Annotated in this window: 4 protein-coding genes; 2 read left to right on the forward strand and 2 right to left on the reverse strand. The window is 56.7% G+C overall.

Annotated features, from left to right (window positions below; all coding sequences use genetic code 11):
* On the reverse strand, positions 1 to 705 hold a 705-nt coding region (locus tag BA066_07300), incomplete at its 3' end, for an S-adenosylmethionine synthetase (protein ID RDD52885.1).
* Between the two features lie 85 nt (positions 706 to 790).
* Here BA066_07300 and BA066_07305 point away from each other — a divergent pair.
* Both BA066_07305 and BA066_07310 read left to right on the forward strand, forming a co-directional pair.
* Positions 791 to 1,849 (forward strand): TIGR04084 family radical SAM/SPASM domain-containing protein, encoded by a 1,059-nt coding sequence (locus BA066_07305; protein ID RDD52888.1) that lies wholly within the window; start codon positions 791 to 793, stop codon positions 1,847 to 1,849.
* Between the two features lie 3 nt (positions 1,850 to 1,852).
* Positions 1,853 to 2,134, forward strand: coding sequence for an ArsR family transcriptional regulator (locus BA066_07310; protein ID RDD52886.1), 282 nt, complete (start codon positions 1,853 to 1,855; stop codon positions 2,132 to 2,134).
* 49 nt (positions 2,135 to 2,183) lie between these two features.
* Here the strand turns inward: BA066_07310 and BA066_07315 are convergent, their stop codons facing one another.
* On the reverse strand, positions 2,184 to 3,488 hold the full coding sequence (locus BA066_07315) for a PKD domain-containing protein (GenBank protein ID RDD52887.1): 1,305 nt from the start codon (positions 3,486 to 3,488) through the stop codon (positions 2,184 to 2,186).
* Between the last annotated feature and the right edge of the window lie 39 nt (positions 3,489 to 3,527).

Consider the following 3,527-nt stretch of genomic DNA (forward strand, 5'->3'; position numbering starts at 1 on the left):
CTCCAGCACCTCCTCCTTCCTCCTGAAGTACTCGGATTCGCTGGATATGAACCTGTCCACGAAGGCGAGGGCTATTGTGAGGTCCAGCTTATCATCGTAGCGGCATCCCATAACTTTAACATCCTCGCCCGTCTCCTCGAAGCTCTTCTTGAACTCCCTGGAGTTGAGGAACCTCTCCACATCCAATACCGCCATCTCCGTCCTTGAGAGTGGAGCATAACCCACAGCTGCGGACGTATCATTCGCGCCCATCACCTTGCTTCCCCTCCTGAATATATCGGTGAGCTCAGCGCTCCCCTGCTTCATCTCAACCTGGTACCTGACGTGAAGCTCCGGATCCACGAACCTCAGGTTCTCCCTTATCCAGGACTTGGCAGCCCTCTTGACCACCTCCTCTATGTCTATGACCTCCCCGGCGAAGGATGTGGTGGCCCTATCGCCGAAGACTATCAGCATCGGTTCTATCACCCTGCCACCTCCGAAGGCGGGTTCCGTCACACCGGCGGCCAGGAGGGACTTGTCGGCATTATAGTGCAGTAGGCCCCCGAACCTCCTCAGGTACTCCCTGTTGAGCTCTAGGGAGACTCTCTCCATTATCCCGTCCGCTATCGTGTCCGGATGCCCTATTCCCTTCCTCTCGACGATCTCTATGGGCTGTTCGTCAACGGGAGGTCTGTGAGAGAGGGATACCTTCAACGAGGTCATACGGCATCGGAGGCAGACCGGCCAGTTGAAATAAATAAACTATTACGGGAGGTCGGGGACCCTTGGATGATCTAAAATGATCACCATAATAACGACCACGGGGAAATGTAACATGAGATGCGGTTACTGCGGCGGCAGCTTCGATCCCAAACTTGTCCCATTCAGGGAAATGTACTCCGTTGATGATCTCGTGGAGTTCATCGTCGAGAGGAACTCCGACGTGGCATTCTACGGGGGGGAGCCCCTCCTCAATCCTAAGCTGATAATGAGGGTGATGGACTCCCTCAAAGCCAGGCGCTGGGAGGGCAGGTTCGTCATACAAACAAATGGTACGCTCATCACGAACCTTCCCAAGAGCTACTGGCTCTCCTTCGATTCTGTTCTACTCTCTGTGGACGGCAGACCTCATGTGAACGATAGGCAGAGGGGTAGGGGGAACTACGAGGCTGTTGTGAAAGCCGCCAGAGCCCTGAGGGATATGGGCTTCTCAGGAGACCTTATAGCTAGGATGACCGTGTGGGAGGGGACTGATATATACGAGGATGCCCTGCACCTCCTGAGGTTGGGGCTCTTCGATCACGTTCACTGGCAGCTCAACGTCATCTGGTCGGAGAGGTGGGGATTCGAGGAGTGGGCCAGGCGCTCCTACCTTCCGGGCATAAGGAGGCTCTCATCCCTCTGGATCGAGGAGATGAGGAGGGGAAGGATACTCGGTTTGGCCCCCTTCCTTGGGATCATGAGGGCATCCCTCTTCGGGGACCTCCCATCACCCCCCTGCGGGGCGGGCAGCGAGAGCCTCACGGTGCTCCCCGATGGGAGGATAGTGGCCTGTCCCATAGCCGTGGACTCGAGCTGGGCTCACGTCGGGAGCATTCAGGATGGTTCACTGAGGGAGGTCAGGTTGGGGGAGCCCTGCACGAGCTGCGACTACTTCGCTCACTGCAGGGGGAGGTGCCTTTACTCATACATGGAGCGTCTATGGGGAGAGGATGGGTTCAGGGCCGTGTGCGAAGTCACCAGGGAGACCATCAGGATAGTTACTGAGCTAGAGAGCGAGATCAAAGAGCTTATCAGGGAGGGAACCGTCTGCGCGGAGGAACTCCGCTACCCCAGATACAACAACACGATCGAGGTGATCCCCTGAGAGGTGGGCGGATTGGACTGGGAGGATCTGTTGGCCCAGGCCTTGGGCAACAAGATCAGGATAAGGATCATCAGGTACCTGCTCGAGAGGAAAGGGGCTAACGTGAGCAGGATATCCAGGGAGCTCGGAATTCCCTATACAAGCGCCAAGAGGAACCTCAAAGCGCTCAGCGATGCCGGAGTCCTCGAGGAGATCTCGGTGGGAAGGGCCAGGCTCTACAAACTCTCAGATAGCGAGGTCGTCCGTAGGCTGATCCTCTGCGTGATCGGTTATAGCTCTCACTAGTTGAGGTGACCCATGATTCCAATGGATGAGGCTTTCCGCGGGCCTCGGATCATTCCCAGGGGGTCCTCCTCGACCTTCTCCTCACGTAGCTCCTGTAGTCCCTGTAGTCATACCTGGGGCTAACGCCCCTATCCCTAGCGCGATCCCCCTTGACCACCACCTTCCTAGAGGACCTCGCCCTCTCCACGAATCCGTTCCTCCTGGAGTCCCTGATGGCCAGGTAGCTGGCGAAAATCACAACGGCCGCCCCGGCGCCGGCGGTGATCCATATGTTATCGAGGCCCAGCCATGATACAGCTGCAGATGCGAGCTTCTCGGGGAGCCTCACCGTCACTCTCTTGGTGACCCACTCGGACCAGGCCCCCTGATCATCCTTCACCCTGAAGCTCACGGTGTAGTTCCCGCTCTTGGAGTATGTGTAGCTGATGTACTTGTGAGGGATCGAGTTGCCCTCTAGCTCCCCCGTGAAGGTCTTCCCGTCACCAGTCCTCCACTCATAGGCCACGACATGGCCATCGGGATCTATTCCCATACCTTGGAGGATGAATGTGGCGCCGTCCGAGCTTTCCACTGATACTATCACGGCCCTCGGAGGTTTGTTCCCCTTAACAGCGACGCTGATCGTGTAGTATGGGGACTCGAGGCCCTTTGAGTCGGTCGCCTTGACCTTAACGGTGTACGCTCCCTCCTTCGGATAGGAGTACTTCATCTCGGCACCGCCCTTCCTGACCGTTCCGTCCCCGAGGTCCCAGGTGTAGGTTATCGCGTCCCCATCCGGATCATAGGCCGAGGCCCTGAACGTTATCGTGGCCCCGGGGGTCGGTTCATTTGGTGTGAAGATCACCGATGTGACAACTGGCGCCCTGTTCGATACCTTAGCCACTGTGGGCTCCGATTTCACATAAACTTTGACCGATACTACATTGGACGTCTCACCCTTGTCATCCACAACCTTAACGGTTGCCGTGTACGTCCCCTCGCTGGAATAGGCGTGCGTCACCCTCGTGAGGTTGGCGCCCTGCTGCTTATTCCCATCCCCGAAGTCCCAGTAGAAGGTGGTCACGCGACCATCGGGATCTGATGCCCTCACCGAGAAGACCACCTTCTCACCCGGTTTGGCCGGATTAGGTTGCACGTCCTCCAGTTCAACTAGTGGCGGAAGGTTCGACTTCACCACGGCAATCGATGCTGTGTACTCACCATCCTTACCGAATCTATCAGTAGCTTTTATCTTAACAGTGTACTGTCTGTAGTCCTTATAAGTGTGTGACACGCTCATCGCGTAGACATAGTATGTCAGGCCGCCCTCCCTCGTCTCATTGACCTTGCTCCATCCGCCCGTGTATGTCTTCACATCACCGTCCCCGAAATCCCATTCAACTGTGCCAATGAG

It is taken from the genome of Candidatus Korarchaeota archaeon NZ13-K, assembly GCA_003344655.1.
In the GTDB taxonomy this organism is placed as follows: Archaea; Korarchaeota; Korarchaeia; order Korarchaeales; family Korarchaeaceae; genus Korarchaeum.